The 19,558-nt window shown below is 41.7% G+C and carries 17 protein-coding genes; all 17 read left to right on the forward strand.

Annotated elements, in window-relative coordinates; translation table 11 throughout:
• Positions 1-353: 353 nt before the first annotated feature.
• The 17 genes from CCS90_RS06275 (at position 354) to CCS90_RS06355 (ending at position 19,557) form a co-directional block, all read left to right on the forward strand.
• Positions 354-1,082, forward strand: a complete 729-nt coding sequence (locus CCS90_RS06275; RefSeq protein WP_099018618.1) for a thioredoxin fold domain-containing protein — start codon at positions 354-356, stop codon at positions 1,080-1,082.
• A gap of 132 nt (positions 1,083-1,214) precedes the next feature.
• Positions 1,215-5,060: a phosphoribosylformylglycinamidine synthase gene (purL, locus tag CCS90_RS06280; RefSeq protein ID WP_099018619.1), complete on the forward strand. Its 3,846-nt coding sequence runs from the start codon at positions 1,215-1,217 to the stop codon at positions 5,058-5,060.
• Between the two features lie 6 nt (positions 5,061-5,066).
• Complete coding sequence (locus CCS90_RS06285) at positions 5,067-5,684, forward strand: exosortase H-associated membrane protein (protein WP_099018620.1); 618 nt, start codon at positions 5,067-5,069, stop codon at positions 5,682-5,684.
• A gap of 56 nt (positions 5,685-5,740) precedes the next feature.
• Entirely contained in the window at positions 5,741-7,489 is a 1,749-nt protein-coding gene (gene gspE, locus CCS90_RS06290; RefSeq protein ID WP_099018621.1) for a type II secretion system ATPase GspE, read from the forward strand.
• The gene (locus CCS90_RS06295) at positions 7,489-8,700 is read left to right on the forward strand and encodes a type II secretion system F family protein (protein ID WP_162846831.1); all 1,212 of its coding nucleotides are present in this window, start codon (positions 7,489-7,491) and stop codon (positions 8,698-8,700) included. The genes gspE and CCS90_RS06295 overlap by 1 nt, the downstream gene beginning before the upstream one ends.
• Positions 8,701-8,711: 11 nt before the next feature.
• Positions 8,712-9,116 (forward strand): type II secretion system major pseudopilin GspG, encoded by a 405-nt coding sequence (gene gspG, locus CCS90_RS06300; protein ID WP_218961650.1) that lies wholly within the window; start codon positions 8,712-8,714, stop codon positions 9,114-9,116.
• 4 nt (positions 9,117-9,120) lie between these two features.
• Entirely contained in the window at positions 9,121-9,570 is a 450-nt protein-coding gene (locus tag CCS90_RS06305) for a GspH/FimT family protein (protein ID WP_099018624.1), read from the forward strand.
• Positions 9,570-10,013, forward strand: a complete 444-nt coding sequence (locus tag CCS90_RS06310) for a type IV pilus modification PilV family protein (protein ID WP_099018625.1) — start codon at positions 9,570-9,572, stop codon at positions 10,011-10,013. The genes CCS90_RS06305 and CCS90_RS06310 overlap by 1 nt, the downstream gene beginning before the upstream one ends.
• Entirely contained in the window at positions 10,013-10,705 is a 693-nt protein-coding gene (locus CCS90_RS06315) for a prepilin-type N-terminal cleavage/methylation domain-containing protein (RefSeq protein WP_099018626.1), read from the forward strand. The genes CCS90_RS06310 and CCS90_RS06315 overlap by 1 nt, the downstream gene beginning before the upstream one ends.
• Positions 10,702-11,583, forward strand: coding sequence for a type II secretion system minor pseudopilin (locus CCS90_RS06320; RefSeq protein WP_099018627.1), 882 nt, complete (start codon positions 10,702-10,704; stop codon positions 11,581-11,583). Before CCS90_RS06315 ends, CCS90_RS06320 begins: the two co-directional genes overlap by 4 nt.
• On the forward strand, positions 11,580-12,731 hold the full coding sequence (locus tag CCS90_RS06325; protein WP_099018628.1) for a PilN domain-containing protein: 1,152 nt from the start codon (positions 11,580-11,582) through the stop codon (positions 12,729-12,731). Before CCS90_RS06320 ends, CCS90_RS06325 begins: the two co-directional genes overlap by 4 nt.
• Entirely contained in the window at positions 12,721-13,335 is a 615-nt protein-coding gene (gene gspM, locus CCS90_RS06330) for a type II secretion system protein GspM (RefSeq protein WP_162846833.1), read from the forward strand. The genes CCS90_RS06325 and gspM overlap by 11 nt, the downstream gene beginning before the upstream one ends.
• Entirely contained in the window at positions 13,325-14,026 is a 702-nt protein-coding gene (locus CCS90_RS06335) for a hypothetical protein (protein ID WP_133566497.1), read from the forward strand. Before gspM ends, CCS90_RS06335 begins: the two co-directional genes overlap by 11 nt.
• Positions 14,023-16,155 (forward strand): type II secretion system secretin GspD, encoded by a 2,133-nt coding sequence (gene gspD, locus CCS90_RS06340; protein WP_099018631.1) that lies wholly within the window; start codon positions 14,023-14,025, stop codon positions 16,153-16,155. The genes CCS90_RS06335 and gspD overlap by 4 nt, the downstream gene beginning before the upstream one ends.
• On the forward strand, positions 16,152-16,562 hold the full coding sequence (locus CCS90_RS06345; RefSeq protein ID WP_099018632.1) for a hypothetical protein: 411 nt from the start codon (positions 16,152-16,154) through the stop codon (positions 16,560-16,562). The genes gspD and CCS90_RS06345 overlap by 4 nt, the downstream gene beginning before the upstream one ends.
• A 168-nt stretch (positions 16,563-16,730) precedes the next feature.
• Positions 16,731-18,170, forward strand: coding sequence for a hypothetical protein (locus tag CCS90_RS06350; protein WP_099018633.1), 1,440 nt, complete (start codon positions 16,731-16,733; stop codon positions 18,168-18,170).
• Between the two features lie 133 nt (positions 18,171-18,303).
• Positions 18,304-19,557: a serine-rich family protein gene (locus CCS90_RS06355; RefSeq protein ID WP_099018634.1), complete on the forward strand. Its 1,254-nt coding sequence runs from the start codon at positions 18,304-18,306 to the stop codon at positions 19,555-19,557.
• Position 19,558 lies beyond the last annotated feature (1 nt).

A 19,558-nucleotide genomic window follows, 5' to 3' on the forward strand; every position in this document is an offset into this window, starting at 1 on the left:
CGTGATTCCAGGGCAGTTAACAAATCCTAGTTGTTAAAATCACCTTTCCATATATTAATAATATTTTGAATCATTTGGTCTGTGATTGGTCTATTAGCCATTCAAAGCCTATTTTAATTCTTAGACATTGATCTCAAGCTAAATAACTGGTGTTTGCTGTGTTTTTATCGTGCCAATAATGCTTCAAAGATTGTTGTTATGAGTTTCCCGAAAAGGGTGGTTAAGGTGTTGAAATCAGGAATTATCACAAATTTCAATGGATAATTATTATTTGTTGGATAGAATGTGGTGTAAATTTTAAGAACCAATATTAAATATATAGCTATATTCAATATAATTACAAAGGAAAACCCATGAAATTTAAAACAGCAGTTATGTTATTGGCATTTTTTCAATTTGCAAATGCATCAGATGAAAAGGCCATGTATGAAACAGCATTGAAGAAAATTGCTTCAGCTAATATCAAAGTCCTTGAAGTGAATCCCACACCTATTGCCAGTGTCAAAGAAGTTTTGGTTGATGGTGGTAGAGGCAGTGAAATCCTTTATATCAGTGATGATGGTAAATACATCATCAATGGTTCCATTTTTGACATTGAAAATAAAGTAGATATCACAGATCAAAAAAAATCAGTGATTCGTAAAGACTTGATGTCTTCTTTTGGTGCCTCTCAGCGAATTGATTTTCTACCGGAGAAAATGGAATATCACGTGACTGTATTCACTGACATCGATTGTGGCTATTGTCGTAAGTTGCATGCTGAAATGGCTCAATACAATGAATTAGGTATCGGCATCTCTTACCTGTTCTTCCCTCGTGCTGGCCTGCAATCAGGTTCATTTGATAAAGCCGTTAATGTTTGGTGTGCAGCAGATCAACAACAAGCCATGACTTTGGCTAAAGCCGGTGAGCCGGTTGATCCTAAAAAATGCGACAATCCAATTGCGGAACACTACAAAGCGGGAGTTACTGCAGGTGTTTCAGGGACTCCAGCATTGGTGTTAGAAAATGGTATGTTGATGCCAGGTTATTTACCACCACTTCAATTAAAACAAAGGCTTGATTCTATCAAGATCAATTAAATGAAGTTCTGATCATAAAAAGCCGATTATTTAATCGGCTTTTTTTGTTTTTAAACCAAAGCTTTTTGTATCCCAGTTGAGCGCACATGCCTAACTTCATGTAAAATACCCTTTTTTTTATCAACTGAAATCATGACGTTTCACTTGCACACATTCATCGGTTCCGATGTCTACTCTGCCTTTAGGGTTGAAAAACTAAACCATTCATTAACCCTTGGCGGTGGTACCACACAAATTATTAAGGCCAAGCACTTTTATGTGGTAGAAGCTGCTGAACAACTGAATGATTTGCAAATTATTCAAATCGAAAAGTTATTGTCTGCTGCAAATTATAATAGCAGCTTGTCACAGGTCGAACATTTAATCATGCCGAGACCTGGAACCATTTCTCCTTGGTCAACCAAGGCCACAGATATTTTTCATCACTCTGGTCTGACTGCAGTTAACAGGGTTGAAACTGGTCGATTGCTTTCAATGAACAATACAGATGCTTTTGAACACAATCTTTTGTTGGACAGGATGACGGAATCATTGTATGGAAGCACCGATGAATTGAATCAACTGTTCGATCACCAGAATCCGGGCTCGCTTACCCATGTTGCAATCAATAAAGAAGGAAAAGCAAAGTTACAAGCATTGAATTTATCAATGGGCTTGGCATTGTCCGAAGAAGAAATTGATTACTTGTATACAAGTTACCAAAAATTAGGCAAATCACCAACTGATGTTGAACTGATGATGTTTGCACAAGCCAATTCTGAACATTGTCGCCATAAAATATTCAATGCTGATTGGCGTATTGATGATGTAAAACAAGACTTGTCCTTATTTAAAATGATTAAAAATACTGAAAAGGTAACAACCGCACCTGCCTTATCAGCTTATAAGGACAATGCCGCTGTGTTCAGCGGCGGAAGTGGTAAACGTATGACCACAAATAAAGCCCATCAATACCAAGAAGTTGCGCAAGAAATTGATGTATTGATTAAAGTTGAAACACATAATCACCCAACTGGCATTGAACCATTTGCTGGTGCAGCCACCGGATCTGGAGGTGAGATCAGAGATGAGGCCGCTACTGGTCAAGGTGCTAAGCCAAAAGCAGGCTTGTGTGGATTTTCAGTGAGTCATTTACACATACCTAACCACCAGCAACGTTGGGAAACACAATCGCCTGGTACGCCTGGTAGGATGGCCACTTCATTTGAGATCATGCAAAAAGGCCCGATTGGAGCGGCCGCTTTTAATAATGAATTTGGTCGCCCAAATATTTGTGGTTATTTCAGGAATTTTGAATATAAAACCACTGAGTTGAACCAGTGGCGAGGATACCACAAACCCATCATGCTGGCAGGGGGAATGGGGCATGTTAACCACATACATACAACCAAACAAGACACACTGCCTGGGGATTATGTGGTGGTGCTCGGTGGGCCAGCGATGTTGATTGGTTTGGGAGGTGGCGCTGCCAGTTCCATCAGCAGTGCAGACGGACAAGAAGATTTAGACTTTGCTTCTGTGCAACGTGGAAACCCTGAAATGCAAAGACGTTGTCAGGAGGTCATAGACCGTTGCTGGTTCAGAGAACAAGAAAGTCCAATCAGGTCAATACATGATGTGGGCGCGGGTGGTTTGTCCAATGCCATACCAGAGATTTTAGATGACGCAGGCTTGGGTGGTGAAATAGAATTGAGACGCCTACAGATAGACCATGTGTCAATGACACCCATGGAAATTTGGTGTAATGAATCACAGGAACGCTATGTACTTTCTATCAAACCAGAAAAGTTGGCTGAATTTGAATTAATCTGTGCTCGCGAACGATGTCCATTTGCGCTTATGGGTACGGCGACCAAGGACCAAAAATTAATATTGAATGATGAGTTGTTCAACAATAAACCGGTGGATATTCCAATGGACTTATTGTTTGGTAACACACCAAAGACTGAAATCAACATTCAATCCAATGTACCGACAACACAACCTTTTAAAGCTGAAATAGAATCACTCAAGGAGCAAGTGGAGCAGGTACTTTCTTTTCCAGCAGTTGCCAGTAAAAAATATTTAATCACCATTGGCGATCGCACTGTATCTGGATTAATTCATCGTGATCAAATGGTTGGTCCTTGGCAAGTACCAGTAGCTGATTGTGCCATTACTTTAAGGGATTACCAGTCATATGCAGGAGAAGCCATGGCTGTGGGTGAGCGCACGCCACTGGCTTTGTTGAATCCTGCAGCTTCTGCCAGAATCGCAGTGACCGAAGCCATTACTAACCTGATGGGCTTGGGCTTGTCATCAATGAATGAAATTAAATTGTCGGCCAACTGGATGGCAGCCAGTTCTCATAAAGGTGAGTACCAAGCCTTGTATGAAGCCGTGAAAGCCATCGGTATGGAGTTATGTCCTGAGTTATCGATCGGCATACCTGTTGGGAAAGACTCCATGTCCATGCAAACCCAATGGAATGAAGGACAAGTCAATAAGCAAGTCACCTCACCGATGTCTTTGATCATCTCTGCATTTACTGCTGTAAAAGATGTAAGAAAGCATCTGACACCTCAGTTATCGGGTCAAGTTGGCAATGAGTTGCTGTTAATTGACCTGGGAAATGGAAAAAGGCGCATGGGAGGTTCGATTCTTTATCAAGTACAAAATCAAATGGGTGTTGAATCACCTGATTTAGATGAGGCAAAACAACTGCTTAATTTGTTTGACTTTATGCATGAAGCCATTGAGGCTCAATTAATTCAAGCTTGTCATGACAGGTCTGATGGTGGTTTGTTGACAACGATGGCTGAGATGTCATTTGCCGGACATTGTGGGGTTCAATTAACGGTTGAAGAAACAGGTGTTGATGTAGAGTACTTTATTTTTAATGAAGAGCCCGGTTTGGTGATTGAAGTCGTGGACTCTGATTCAACGCAGTTACAAGCCATGTTGAAAAAATATGGCCTGAACGATTTGGTACATGGTGTCGGTGTGATTACTGCCGCCGATTGTTTTGAGATTCAGACTAAAGACAACCAAGTGATTTGGGACCGGTCTGAGCTTGAGGCCATTTGGTCGAAGCCAAGTTATCTGATGGCTTTAAATCGAGACAACCCTGAGGAAGTCAAACAAGAATTTCAATCGGTGACTAAAGAAAATCCAGGGATCAAGCCTCGTGTTGATTTTGATTTTTCTGAGGCCATTATGGCACCGTATATAAATTCAGTAAAACCAAAGGTGGCGATTCTCAGAGAGCAAGGGGTTAATGGCCAGAATGAAATGGCGGCGGCTTTTATGCGAGCAGGCTTTGATTGTGTTGATGTCCACATGCATGACTTAATCAGCGGTCAAATTAAGCTGGATTCTTTCAGTGGTATGGCTGTTTGTGGTGGTTTTTCATATGGAGACGTGTTGGGTGCTGGTCTCGGATGGGCCAAAACCATTTTACATAATGAAGGTTTAAGGTCTCAATTCGAGGGGTTCTTCGCCGATGAAAGCAAGTTCACATTGGGTGTTTGCAATGGATGCCAAATGCTTTCAGGTGTCAGAAGCATCATTCCAGGAACTGAAAATTGGCCTGATTTTTTAAGAAATAAAAGCGAGCAATTTGAGGCCAGGTATTCTCAGCTAGAAATTAAAGAAACCAATAATTTGTTCTTCAAAGGTATGCAAGGCGCTCACATTCCGGTTGCCATTGCGCATGGAGAAGGGCGTGCTGACTTTGCAGAAAATACATTCAACCAGGAAGTGGTTGCGGCCAATTATATTGATAATTTTGGGCAGCAATCGATGACTTATCCATTCAACCCGAATGGTTCCGCTGAAGCCGTTGCTGCTGTCAGTAACACCCAAGGAAATGTGCTGGTGATGATGCCTCACCCTGAGCGGGTGTTTCGAACGGTTCAAATGTCTTGGGCTCCAGATCAATGGGGTGAAAATTCGCCTTGGATGAGAATGTTTTATAATGCCAGATTGTTTGTAAATTGAATTAAGATGAAATCACCTATTAAAGAATTGTTAGTGAGCGCGGTTCTGTATTTACCGCTTTGCTTTTTTGTTTGGTTTTATTCGGCTGCTTTGTTAGTGGTTCCAGCTAAATGGATTGCGGAACAGGCACTGATGATGTGGCAGAATGATTTATTTAATGGCATCAATCAACAGTATTATTTGTTTACTGTTGAAACTTTGATTTTCCCTAAAGATCAAATGGGGGCTGTGGGTTCTCAGTTGGCTGTTTTGGATGTTGTGGTAAATCCCATGAAATACGGTTATGGTTTAGCGGTGTTTTCTGGTTTGGTCATTTCATTGCCGAACACATCTGTTAAATTTAAATTTATACAGATCTTAATTGGTTATGTACTGATCAGCTTTATCCAGGCCAATGGCGTGTTCTGGGAAACTTGTAAATCATTGTTGATGAACGCTGGACCAGATGCATTCAATGCGATAAATCAAACTGGCATCAGCCATAATCTAGTGGCTGGTATGTATCAATTGTCGTATTTGATATTGCCGGCAGTATTGCCCATTATGGTTTGGGTGCTGTTGAATAGAAAATTTGTTGAAGACATTACTCATTTCACTACAAATGAAGCTGGTAATGATTCCTAAGAAACTTTGTTTGATCAGCACTGTCTGAGTCATACAATAAGATGTTATAGAGTAATATGTCAGAAAATCCTGCCAAAGAAAAAGTAACCACTGAAAATGAAGGTGTACTTACAGCACCTGAACTGAATTTTGAACAAAAGCTGTGTCAATATTTGGTTGATCAAGCGCGAATAAAAGACGAGGATTTACAGCGTGGCTTAAGGTTGAACAAAGAAAGCTTTGGTGTTTCCTTGGTTCCTCTTTTAGTTAGGTTGGGCCTGGCATCAGAGAGGGATGTGGCTCAATCATTGCATGAGCTGTTAGGGTATCCGCTTATTAATGACAAGGATTTTCCGGAAACATCATCTGTCGATGTCGAATTCCCTATCAGATACATGAGAGAAAGCCAGTTTGTTCCAATCAGTGAAAGTGATGAAGCGCTGACGGTTGTGATGGTTTATCCATATGAAGATTATTTAATTAAAGCCATCAAGATGGTGGCTCAAAAAGAATTGAAGATCCACATTGGCTTGCCATCAGATGTAGAAAATGCCATTGAAAGATATTATGGCGGCGGAAAGTCCGCCATGGGTCAATTGGTTGAAGGATTGTCCAATGAAGGTGGTGAGATTGAAGATGTGGAACATCTGAAGGATTTGGCCAGTGAAGCACCAGTCATCAGGTTGGTCAACATGATCATGCAACGGGCGGTTGAATCTCGAGCCTCTGATATACACATTGAACCTTTTGAGAACCGCTTGAAAGTAAGGTATCGTCTAGACGGTGTCTTACATGAAGTGGAATCTCCACCGGCAAGGTCAACAGCTGCTGTGATCAGTCGGATCAAAATTATGTCGAAACTGAACATTGCAGAAAGGCGATTGCCGCAAGATGGACGCATTCAACTGCGAGTTCAAGGTAAAGAATTGGATTTACGGGTTTCAACCGTGCCAACCTCTTATGGCGAGAGTGTGGTGATGCGGATTTTGGATCGCGAAAGCATTGTGTTTGACTTCAATCAACTTGGCTTCAGAAAGCACACTTTGGATCCATTTTTAAAAGTGCTGGAAATGCCGCACGGTATTTTATTGGTAACTGGTCCAACCGGTAGTGGTAAAACCACCACTTTGTATACGGCATTGCAGCGACTAAACACCGAAGACAGGAAGATCATTACAGTCGAAGATCCGGTTGAGTATCAATTAACGGGTATCAATCAAATCCAAGCCAAAGCATCCATTGGATTGGATTTTTCATCGGCATTGCGTGCCATTGTTCGTCAAGATCCAGACATCATTATGATTGGAGAAATGCGTGATTTGGAAACTGCAAAAATTGCCATCCAATCGGCATTGACGGGTCACTTGGTGTTGTCCACCATTCACACCAATTCAGCGGCTGGCGGTATCACTCGGATGATAGACATGGGCGTGGAAGACTACTTGCTGACATCGACAGTCAATGGGTTGTTGGCTCAAAGGTTGGTCAGGAAGCTGGATCAAACCAGCATGGAAAAATACCAGGTGATGCCAGAAATGATCGAAGAACTAAAATTAAATAAACTGTCAGATGCCAAGGAATTTCATTTCTACCGACCACGGCCTTCTGAAGAGAATCCAACTGGCTACAAAGGACGGATGTCGATCTTAGAATGCTTGACCATGACAGAAGAACTCAGACGCATGGTGATGAAAGGGGCCACGGCAGGTGACCTACAGAAACAAGCAGAGGCTGAAGGCATGTTGAACATGTATCAAGATGGCTTAATGAAATGTATAGCTGGCGAAACCAGCTTCGAAGAAGTTATAAGGGTGTCACACGAATAATGGCACAGTTTATATACAAGGCCATCACGCCAACTGGTGAACAACTTGAAGGTCAACTTGAAGCGACCTCTCAAGCCGAAGTCATTGCCAAAATTCAAGAAGCTGGCAATATGCCGGTTTCGGCAAAAGAATTGAAGCCTGGGTTTTCTTTCGAAAACCTGATGGCCAAGCGAAGTAAGATTTCCCAAAAACAAGTGGGCTTTTTTACCGAGCAGTTATCAACGTTGTTAAATTCAGGCATGCCTTTGGATCGGTCTTTATCGGTCATGATTGATTTGAGTGATGATGAGCGTATCAAAATCATGGTTGAACAAGTGCGCGATAAAGTGCGAGGTGGTGGAACATTGTCAGATGCTTTAGAAGAGCAGCATGGTGTGTTTTCTACCATGTATACCAACATGGTCAGGGCCGGTGAGATGGGCGGTACATTGGAATTGTCATTGCAACGATTGAGTGATTATTTGAAAAGTTCCAAAGAACTGAAAGACTCGGTGGTATCAGCCATGATTTATCCTGCCATCTTGATGGTTTTGGCAGTAGGCTCTTTGTTTATTTTGTTGGCCAAAGTGGTGCCAAAATTCAAGCCATTGTTTGAGGATGCGAATATAGAGCTGCCTTTGATCACCCAAGTGGTTTTTGCGGCGGCCGCTCTGGTGCAAAGTTTTTGGTGGGTATTGATGTTGTTGGTTATTGTGGTCGTGGTGTTATTCAAACAAAAATTAAAAGACCCCGAGTTTAAATACAATTGGGATCAGCGGATGTTGAATTTACCTTTGTTTGGTCAATTAATCACCCGTGTAGAAACCGCCAAATTCACCCGCACGCTTGGTACATTGGCAGACAGTGGCGTGCCGCTACTTTCAGGCTTAGCCGTGGCGAAAAAAGTGATTAACAATACAGTTATATCAAAAGCGATTGGAGACGCCACAGAAAAAGTCAAGCATGGGGCGCCTTTGTCAGATGCGCTGTCAAAAGAGCCGGCTTTCCCAAAGTTGGCGCAACAGCTGTTAAGTGTAGGTGAGGAGACAGGCAGTTTAGATGAGATGCTGGTCAGGGCATCAGATACTTATGATGGTGAAGTGAAAAACACCATTGAACGCATGCTGTCAGTATTGGTGCCGGTTTTGGTACTGATTTTGGCAGGTTTTATTTTTACCATTGTGTTTGCCATCCTGATGCCGATGATGAACATGAGTGAATTAGTAGGATAATGAATATGAATATGAGAAGAAAACAACAAGGTTTTAGTTTGATTGAGGTGCTGGTGGTGATGACCATTTTGGCCGTTATTTTTGGATTGGTGGTTTCTAATGTGACCGGTGGTCAAGACAAAGCCAAATACAAAGAAGCGCAAATTATGGTGCAAAAATTGTCACAAGCAGTGGCTGAATTTAATTTAGACACTGGCAATTACCCAGACAACCTGTCTGAATTGGTTAATGACAATGGTGACTCGATGTGGATGGGTAAATACGCTAAGGAAAAAGATTTGATTGATCCTTGGGGTGAACCTTACCATTTTTCACCCAGCAGCCAACATGGCCAAAGTTTTGATATTTATTCATATGGTGCAGATAAAAGTCCTGGTGGCGATAAATTGGCTGCAGACATAGGTAATTGGCAGTAATCCAATGAAGAAACCCTCTGGTTTTACATTGATTGAAGTGCTCGTGGTATTGGTTATGCTGGCCGTGCTTGCGGGTACAGTGGCATTCAACATGTCAGGATCAATGAAATCAGCAAAGATCAGGGGGGCCAGCAAAGATTTGGTTGCGGCATTGCGTTACACCCGTTCTCAAGCTGTGATTAAACACAGTGAACAAAGTTTAACGCTTGATGTCACTGAAAAATCATACCAACCGCCAGGTAAACCCAAAGTGATTTTGCCTGAGGGCATGGAGTTAAAAGTGTTTGCTGCGGAATCGGAAATACCTTCTGAGGACAAAGCAGGTTTTCGCTTTTTTTCTGATGGCAGTTCAACCGGTGGCCGGGTTACTTTGATATATGAAGACCGTTTTTGGCGCATCAACATTGCTTGGCTGACTGGAGAGATCAGGCTGTTTAAGGACACTGAAGTTTGATGCAAAGGCGCAACCCTCAAAGTTTAAGGCAGTCTTCGGGCTTTACCTTGATTGAAGTGATTGCTTCATTCACCATACTTGCCATGACCTTTATGGTGGTGCTGGAAATATTGTCCAACTCTTCTGCCAACACCATCAAATCATCCGAACGCACTCAGATATCATTGATGGCACAAAGTAAGATGGATGAAGTGGGTATCATCATTCCGGTAGAAGAGGGAACGGTTTCAGGTGATTTTGACGACAAACATTCGTGGTACATCTCTATTGAACCCTTTGAGGTCCCTTATGAGGGAAATGTGGAGATGAGTTTTGCGCCCGTCGAATTATTTAAAGTGAGCTTGAATATCGTTTGGTTTGATAATCGGGGTGAACATAGGTCTGCTGTTTTTACAACATTGAAAGCCATGACGCCTGATTTTGAAGCAGGAGGTTTGGGCTGATGCGAAAACAACAAGGATTCACTTTGATTGAAGTGATTGTGGTTTTCACCTTGTTGGCCATGATCATGGCGATGATATTTTCTGGGATTGATTCAGGAAGAAGGACCGCGGAGAAGGGCGAGAAAAGAATCACTGCCATCAATGAAATCAGGGTGATTCAAAACATCATCAGGAGCCAAGTTTCCAAAGCCATGGCGCTTGGAGTGGCTGAATCTGATGAAGGCGAGTTGTTAAAATTTATAGGTGAAGAGCAATCAATCACTTTTGTTTCACAAATGCCAGGTTATTTGGGCAAAGGTGGACCGCACATTCAAAAGCTTGAACTGATCAATGGACGAAATGGTAAGGAATTGCTCTATACACATGGTTTGATCAGTAATTATGACGACGAAGATGAAATGTCTGAGTTTGATGATGCAGAACCCATGGTGTTATTAGAGAACATCAGGAACGGTTCATTTGCATTTATCGAACTTGATGAGGAGGGTTTGCCTACAGACTGGATTGCTGAACTGGAAAACCCAGCTGCGATGCCGTTGATGGTACAACTGGACTTAGAGATGAATCGACAAGCCAAGGAACATTGGCCTTTATTGCAAATTGCATTACAAGTGGATGGGGCGTCATCTTCCAGAAGGACCAGCACCATGAATTTATTGCAAAACCGCAGCAATACGGAGACCAAAGAATGAAGCGGCAAAAAGGCATTGCTTTGGTTTTGGTGTTATGGGTGACTTTGTTGATGAGTGTCATTGCAGGCAGCTTCGCCTTATCGGCGAGAACTGAAAGCATACAATCTAAAATTTTGTTCAATGAGACCCAAGCCAGGTTTATGGCGGAAGCGGGTTTGAACAGAGCGGTCTTTGAATTAAGAAACCCAGACCCTGAATCCAGGTGGATTGCCGATGGTCGTCCTTATAAAATGGAGCTTGATGGGGTTGAGATTGAAATAAAAATTACTGATGAATCTGGAAAAATTGATTTGAATCAAGCCAGTGAGGAACTTTTGATTGGCTTATTTGCCTCAGTAGGCATGGATTTAGATGAGGCCATTGAATTGGTTGATAAAGTATTGGATTGGAAGGATGCTGATGAAGAAGTCAGGTTGTCTGGAGCAGAAGATGGTGATTATTTTGCTGCTGGATACAGACATGGAGCCAAAGATGCACCGTTTGATACAGTTCCTGAGTTGATACAGGTGATGGGTGTAAGCTATGACATGTACCGCAAGATCGAACCCGCACTCACCGTCTATTCGGGAAGAAGAAATGTTAATTTGGCATTTGCGCCAAGAGAAGTGTTGCTGGCTATTGATGGCATCACTGGGGAAATGGCTGATGAGTTTATTGTTCAACGCCATGAAATAGATGATGTGAATTTGCCATTACCTATTTTGGCAGAAGGTTATTCTGGACAATTGCGTGGCGGTGGCACTGCGTTCAGTATCATCAGTAAAGCCACATTGCCAAACAAGCAATTTACAGAAATTGATGCCACCATTAGGATGGGTGGTACATTACAAGGGCGACCATTTAGGGTGGTGCGCTGGAGAGACAACGAGCACAAATGACAAATTATTTAGAAAAAGTAATTGAACCAGTGAATCAATGGTATCAGACGTCGAGTATTCATGCGTTTTTTGAATGGTGGACCTCAGAGCTTAAATCTTTGATTCCGAAAAGTTACAGAGAAAATTTATTCCCAGATTCAAAGCAAATATTGATTAAGCAAGTTGACGGTGATGATGAGGTCCAAATTTGGCAACAACATAACAATGAAATAGATTTGGTTGAGTTTGATGATTCGGTCAAAGGAAAGGAGTGGTGGCATCAACTGAATCATTATGTGGCTGGCTCAGATCAAGAGACCAAAGTGACTTTTCTGCTCAAGGAGTCAGATGTGTTGAGCCGTGAAGTTGCTATGCCCATAGTGGTCATCAATGACATAGATTCGGTTTTGAGTTTTGAATTGGATAAGTATTTGCCTTTCACTGCTGCTGATGTGGCTTATGATTTTCGCAAAGGTCAGGTCGAAGAAGGCAGTGAAAAATTTCCAGTTTTATTGACAGCGGTTAAAAAAGAAAAATTAAAAGAAATCGTTGAGCAAACAGAAAGCAAAGGATTGAAACTATCAGCCATCGATGTCAATGTGGGTGTTGGTGAGCAGCCAGAGGCCATGGGTGTTAATTTGATGCCAAAATCATTGCGCATGAAAAAGGATTGGACCAGTTTAAAATGGCATGCTGGATTGGCCGCTGTGACATTGTTGATGTTAAGTTTTGTGATGTACACTTCCTTAAACAACAAGCGAGCCAAAATTCAATCACTGGAGGTTCAAGTGGATGAGTTGAAGAAAGATGCCAGGCGCGCCAAAATGATTGAAACACAATTAAATGAATCTATTCAGGCAGCCAACTTTTTAGGCAACCTGAAACAAAACATACCCAGTCGAGTTGTGATGATTGGGGAACTTACCAAAAAAATTCCAGTTAATACCTACTTAACACGCATTGTGATTGATGACGAGAAATTAGAAATTGTGGGTGAATCGGACAACGCCAATGCATTGGTGCCAATCCTGAATCAATCTGATTTGTGGTATGAACCGCAGATCATTGGTAATGTGACCCAAGGCAGAACAGGAAAGGAAAAATTCACCATCAAATCTGATTTGAAGCCGATGGATGTAGACATTGAGGAGAATGCAAATGGATCTTGATTCTAGAGTCAGTAAGTGGTCGGCCATTATGGTGCTGCTGTTTCTGTTGGTTATAGTTTATTTCTTGTTCTTTCATTGGTTCTTTGTGGCGCATGCAAGTTTGAATGAAGAAGTTGATTCATTGAATGAATCTCGTCAAAAATTCATCAACGAAGCAGCAAAAACACCCAAGTTAACTGAGATGCTACAGGATGTAAAATCAAAGGTGGGGTCTAACAACGAGTTTCTACAGGCTGATTCAAAGAACTTGGGCAACGCTGAAATCACTTCAATTTTTAAAAACATTGTCAATCAACAATCAGAAACTGCCTCTGACTGTCAGATTATCAGTCAATCACCCACGCAAGACAGAGAGCCTGAGCAATTTGAAAAAATAATCTTGCGTGTTAGAATGCGTTGCCAATATGAAGTATTGATTAATGTTTTAGATTTAATTGAGGCCAACACCCCTTCTTTGTTTGTCAATGATTTACGAATAGAGTCCAGAAATCAAAACCGATACAGGAAGAACGTGAATGAAACACCTGCCCCGGAAAATTTAGAGGTGCGTTTTGATTTGTATGCTTACTTAAAAATCCCAGTAGAAAAAGATGATGAAAAATAGTTTATTTGCTAATGGATTGATTGTAGTGATTGGGGTGCTGATGTTACTGGCTGCCTTGCAATTGTTCGGTTGGGGGAAAGGCACATCGTCATTAGAACCCGAAGGTTTCGATGCTTCGGCGTTGACTCAACTGGAAGTGCTGTCAGAGGATCTCAATAAAAAAGTCGGTCCAGAGCTTGTGTCACAAATTAACACGATGCCTTTGTTTAATTTAGATCGAAAGCGCTATGAAGGCGTTATGGGGGGTGAGGATGACGAGCCGCCACCTGTTGTGATTGAATCAAAACCCTTAAAAGCCAAAGTGACCAGTATCATCATGATAGGTGATGACAGATATGCCATGATGGTTGACCAGGTGACCAATGAGAAAATAACATTGGAACAAGGCATGCCATTGCCTGGTGAACAGGGTTTGTGGGTGGTTGACCAAATAGAAGCCAGACAAGTGACTTTTGTTGCAGAAGGTGAAGAGCCAGTGAGCTTGGAGCTTGAAGTGTTTGATGGCACCTTGAATGGCAAGTCCAGGTCAACAACCAATACCAAGAATAACAGGAACAAAACAAACACCGAACAGATTGAAAAAGTTGATGCGTCAGTTGCTAAGAAAAACAGTGCTGAGGAAATCCGTAAAAAAATTGCCGAAAGAAGAGCTCAAATGAGGGCCAATGCTGCTAAAGGAAAAAAAGAATGATAAATAAGATTAGTAAGAATTTACTTTTGAGTCTCGGAATACTGAGCTTAGCTGGTTGTGTTTCTCAGCCAAAAGACTTAAGTGATGAATTGAATAACTCAAATTACTTGAAAGATGTTGAGTCTACCATTTATTCAGGTGAGGTTTACAACAGTGGCGGCATCAAGCCCACTGACAGAGATGATGCCGAGTACTATCCAGGCACTGGAGAATTCATTAATTATGAAGCGGCTGCCAAAGAAGATAAACCGGTATCTGAACAAGGTGAAATCACATTTAATTTTGAAGGTGAATCCTTACAAGCTGTGGTGCACTTTATTTTGGGTCAGGTGTTGAAAGAAAACTATGTGTTGGCTCCTGGGGTCAGCGGTAAAGTGACCTTTGCCACAGCCAAGCCAATATCCAAAGCCCAATTGGTGCCAATATTAGAAATGATGTTGGGTTGGAACAATGCAGCATTGGTGATGGTCGATGATCGTTATCATGTTTTACCAGAAAAACAAGCCATCAAAGGATTGTTAACACCCAAATTCAATCCTGACAATGAAGGCAATGGGTTTCAGGTTTTGGCTGTTCCTTTGTCTTATGTGTCGCCAACAGAAATGGAAAAAATTCTTGAACCCTATGCCAAAGATGGGGCCATCGTAAAGGCTGACAATGCAAGGAACATCTTGTTTTTATCGGGTAACCCAAGTGAGTTAAGCAATTATTTGCAAACCATAGAAATATTTGATGTCGATTGGTTGGCAGGTATGTCTACCGGTATCTTCTACTTGAAACGAGTGGAGTCCAATGACATCATCACTGAACTCGAAGCCTTATTTGGTGAAGGTGCAGATAACCCATTGGCAGGTATGTTCAGATTTTTACCTTTGGAAAGGTTGAATGCGGTGATGGTAATTACGCCACAAGAAGATTATTTGCATAAAGCCAAAGAATGGGTCGATCGACTTGATCGTGCCGATTCTGATGGTGCTTCAAATTTATATGTTTATAGCGTTAAGAACATCAAAGCAGATGACTTGGCCGGTTATTTGAATGACGTGTTTGGTGGAACGGGTGGGTCAGGCTCATCTGCTAAGTCCAGTGGCGGTAGCGTGGTACCAGGGCAAAGTGGTCGTGAAGTCAGTTCAACCAACGCCAAGAAAACCAATACAAGCAGGAGAAAGACAAGCAACAGTGGTGGTTCTGGCATCAATGACATTCATATTTCTGCCATTGAAGACTCCAATCAATTGTTGATCAAAGCAGGCGTCAGTGATTACGAGAAAATTTTGTCTGCCATTGAAAGGTTGGATATAGAGCCTTTACAAGTTTTGGTCGAGCTTAAGATCATTGAAGTGACATTGACTGACTCGATAGCCCATGGCATGGAATTGTTGTTTGGTGATGAAACCACTTCAGTCGATACTGGAGATGGAAAATCAACCATCCGCCCCTATAATTTCAGCACCACGGGTGCCAGCATTTCTGGTTCAGGAGTGGCATACAACTTTTTGGGAACCGATGCCCAAGCACGTTTGACTGCTCTGGAAAAAGAAGGGCGTGTGGCACTGCTGTCTTCTCCATCGATGATGGTGTTGAACAATAAAAATGCCACCATCAATGTAGGTGATCAGATTCCTATTACCAATGTAGGTTCAATTGGCACCGGCGGCAGTGTTAACAATGGCACCATATCGTCGACTCGATTTATTCAAACAGGTGTCCAAGTTGACATCACCCCTCGGGTTAATCCAGGCGGGCTGGTTTATATGGAAGTCAGTCAAGACGTCAGTGCACCTGGCACACCAGATGTTGCCGGTGGCACGCCGCCGATTTCAACCCGACAGTTAAATACAGAAATTGCGGTACAAAGTGGCAACACCATTGTAATGGGTGGGTTGATCAGTGAGAGTGATACGGTGTCAAGATCAGGCTTTCCATTGTTAAGCAAAATACCATTGATTGGTAATGCCTTTGGTTCAAAAAGTAAATCAGCCAATCGCACAGAGCTGATGTTGCTGATTACTCCAACAGTCATAGAAAATCCTGAACAAGCACGTTTGGTAACGAAAGAATATGCGAAGAAATTTAAAGGCTTGAAGCCAATTAAAACAACCCTAGAAGATACGGAGAACAAAGAATGAAATTGAATTTATATATAATGATTGGAATATTGATGCTGACTGGATGTAAAGACAGTATTGAGGACATCGATACCAAATCAGTCAAACGATGGGAAGCGATCATAGCCTCTGACTATGATGAAGCTTACTCGTATTTCACACCTGGTTATAAGAAAACCGAAACTGTTGAGTCATTTGCCAACAAATTAACCAATGCCAAACTGAGGGTTGAGTGGAAAGCAGTTAAATTCGTTGAAAAATCTTGTGAGTCAGAAGAGATCTGTGACGTTAAGTTAGAATTAACATATAAGTACAAATTTCCAAGGAAAGCAATGGGCGAAATTGAATTGCCATCAGTCATTACTGAAAAATGGATGCTTAAAGATGGAAAGTGGAGTTTTCTGCCTAAGTTAGATTATGGTGTTTAGAGCAATGTCACAAAAATGAGCCATGGATTGAATATTTTGGTAATTAATACTTGTGGTTTTATGGCTCTTATAATATCATTGCATACGCTATCAAGTATAGCTTCGTTCATATGAGCGGGGATGTTTTAAATAGCCCTGATATTAATTTTAAAAAATTTGGAGTTAGAAATGAAAAAAAATAAACTAACTACTGCTGTTGTTGCTGGTTTAGCTGGCGTTGCTGGCATTGCCGGTGTATCTAATGCAGTACATCTTAACCCTGAAGGACTTGGTCAAACTTTGATCTATCCTTACTACACGGTTAACAATGGTTTGAACACTACATTTTCAGTAGTTAACACTACTGAATACACAAAAGCTGTTAAAGTACGTTTTATGGAAGGCGACAACTCAATTGAGGTTCTCGATTTCAACTTGTACTTATCTCCATACGACGTATGGGTAGCAGGTTTAGTACCTACAGATTCTTCAAGTGCTGGTCACGTAGGTGAGCCTACTGGTGCCATCGTTTTTGGTGACACTTCTTGTGTTCCATTCTTGAACTCTGGTCAACAATTCTTGCCATTTGCTATCGACGCATCGCAAGCACCTTTCGGTGGAATCAACCAAAACTTAGAGCGTTCTAGAGACGGTCACTTCGAAATGATTGAAATGGGTACATTAGACCCTTCTTTCGGTTACGGTGCTGACGCAGTTCACGTTGCTGGTGTTCCTTCTGATTGTGGCCAGTTACAAGCTAACTGGGACGGCGGCGGAGCTTGGGACGTGCCTAGTGGCGGCGATCCAACTGTTGAATTAATGCCTGTTACAGGTGGTTTATTCGGTTCTGCTTCTATCATTGACGTTGCTGAAGGTACTGACGTAACTTACAATGCTGAAGCTTTAGAAAACTTCTGGGTTGCTGGTACTATCCAGCATACAGCTCCAGGTAGTTTATTGCCTTCATTGGCTGCTGGTGACGTGACTTCTACTGTTTTCGCAAACGGTGGTTTGGCTACTTCAACTTGGGCAACTGGTGCTGAAGCAGTAACTGCAGTTTTCATGCAAGATCAGTTATACAATGAGTATTCATTGGATGCTAACGTTGCTGGTAAAACTGAGTGGGTTATTACTTTCCCAACTAAACGTTTCCACGTAAACGCAGCTGTTGCTGTTCCTCCATTCACTCAAGTTTGGGATGGTGAAGAAGCATGTGAGCCATACGGTATCTTAGTATGGGATCGTGAAGAGAACGATAACTTCTGTACTGTTAACCCTGCAGATCCAATCTGTCAAGGTGGTGGTATTTCTCCAGTTTCTCCTAATGACCCAACAATTCCATTGTTGTGTTGGGAAGCAAACGTTGTTGAATTCTTAAACGGTGGTGCATCTTCAGGTTCATCTGCTGTATTGGGTTCAACTAACTTGGCTTCAATCCCAGCATTTACTGATGGTTGGGCTCGTATGAACTTCGCACAATCAGCTAGTCCGTTGATTGGTGCAGGTTTTGACGGCTTACCAGCTACTGGTTTCTCAGTACAAAAATTGACCAACGCTTTCGCAGCTGAAGGTTTATTGGCTCAATATGCTGGTTTGTTCAAGCATAAAGGCCGCATTACTTCTAACTAATAGTTAGCTGTAATACAAAGTATAGAAGGGCAAGTATTTATTACTTGCCCTTTTTTCGTTTGTGGGATTTTTATAAGGAAAATTTAACAACACAGTTGTTATAATAGCCCCATCTTTAAGATGTGAAATGATTATGAAAAAAACAACCTTATTACTGCTGGCTTTCAGTCTAAATGCCTATTCAGCAAAAGTAATTTTTACCAACAATAATGAAGAGGCCGATATTACCGGTAATGCTTCAATTGACATTCAAACAGGTGATGTGTTGGTAGAGACTTCTGCTCCCAAATTGATTGTAGGTGGTAATGCCATTCTTTCTGTGTTTCCAAATACTTATCAAGCCAATGATAACCAAATTATATCTATGAGTTATACCGTTGCTCACGGTGAAAACTGTGTAGGTACAACCAACCGTGGTTCGGTGTCAAATTGGACCATGCCACTCAATAGTAGCGATGGAACTCATTCCAACAGTGTCAATGTGGGATCTACATTTCCAATTGATTTTACGGTCACTTGTGACAACAAACTAGGTGCGGGAACGGTAACTGACACGGCAAGAATTGTCGAGACATCAGGCTCTCCAGCGGTGGCACCATCTGTTACATTAAGAGTTAATGGCAGTGCCAGCAACACATCTGTAACAGCAGGGTCATCTGTGGCATTGACTTATTCCATCACCAACAATGATTTGCCTTGTACATTCACAAGTACACCAGTTAATTCATCTTGGAATGCATTAAATTCAAGCAGCAGTTCTACTGTTAACTTTAATACGGTCATTAGTACCAGCAGTACATTTGGTATCAGTTGTACCAATTCTGATGGTTTAACGGACAGTGATAGCAGAATAATATCAATTACCAGCAGTGCGGCTTGTCAAAGTCACCCACCACCAGCTGGTACTTCAGAACAATTTGGCCAAACCTATGTTGGCGTAACAGGACAACAGTTCGGTGATGCAACCAGTTCATCTGCTAATTTCAGTATTGATAAAAATAAATATGTTGCACTGCAAGTAACCGCACCAACATCTTTGTATTTGAGAAAGAATTCATTTGAGCAACCCACAGCCAACTTTACTCCAGCATCTTACACAGTTTCTTTGAGTAAATGTCCTGGTGATTTTAATGTGAGCTCTAATGATGTTGGTCGAGGTCGATGTGTTGTTGGTGGACAGCAAGCGGGTGGTTCTACTACACCAGTATTGCGTTGGACCACTAAAACCAATCCTACTTCAACCGATTTGGCATTGAAATGTGTGTTAGATCCAGGTGATACTTACTACTTGAATATCATTCATGCTACTACACCTCCTTACAGTCAAACGGTATGTTCTGACAGTACCAAATGTGGTGTTTTATTTACTGAATTAATTGATAATTAAA

This window comes from Marinicella litoralis (genome assembly GCF_002591915.1).
GTDB lineage: Bacteria > Pseudomonadota > Gammaproteobacteria > Xanthomonadales > Marinicellaceae > Marinicella > Marinicella litoralis.